We start from the raw sequence: 931 nt of genomic DNA on the forward strand, positions 1-931 counted from the left end.
AAGACGAGTTATCTAGCTTCGAATTCATGAATTACACCCTATCAGCGCTCAATATCGACTACTCGGTTGCATCGGGAAGCACGGAAAACATCCCGGAAGAAGGGCCTGTCGTGATTGTGGCAAATCATCCACTTGGCGCCATTGAAGGTGTGATCCTTGCGGATCTCGTAGGATCGGTAAGAAAGGATGTGAAAGTCTTAGCGAATGAGTTGCTCAAGCGACTGCCTGAATTGGATGATCTTTTCATCGGTGTTGATGTCTTCAATAGCAAAGAATCGAAACGCACCAATGCCAAGGCGATTCGTGATGCCAATCGTCACCTAGCCGACGGTGGTCTGTTGATAGTGTTCCCTGCAGGGGAAGTCTCAAGTTATCGCAAAGGGGCTAAAACGCTCACCGATATCGAATGGAGCAAATCAGTCGCAAAGTTCGTTAAGCGTCATCAAGCCACGACTGTGCCTATCTTTATCAATGGCAAAAACAGTGAGCTTTTCTATCAAGCAGGTCGAGTTCACCCGCTACTGAGAACTGCTCTGCTAGGGCGCGAGCTTCTTAATAAACAAGCGACAACTATCTCAATCTCGATTGGCTCATCGATTCCATACTCTGAGATAAAATCGTTTGAAAAAGAGATGGATATCGTAAACTACCTAAGGCTCAACACCTACCTAATGAGCCAACAAGAGAGCTCGCACACACCAATCCATGCGCCCTCTTTTGATACCCAAGTAATAGCGCCAATATCTCCAGAGGTATTGGCAATTGAGATAGGTGGGCTCCCAAAAAAGATGAAGCTTCTTGAGCAAGGTGAATTCGAGGTCTACTGTACCCCAAGCCAATCTATTCCAAACTTGATGCGTGAAATTGGTCGAGTCAGAGAAGAGAGCTTTAGAGAAGTCGGCGAAGGCAGCGGGCTTGCCTGTGATTTGGA

The 931-nt window shown here is 46.8% G+C and carries 1 protein-coding gene; it reads left to right on the forward strand.

The annotated features are described in order from the left end of the window. A partial coding sequence (locus tag KIV40_RS33330) for a lysophospholipid acyltransferase family protein (RefSeq protein ID WP_285353682.1) occupies positions 1-931 on the forward strand: 931 nt, incomplete at both ends.

This window comes from Vibrio sp. D173a, assembly GCF_030248475.1.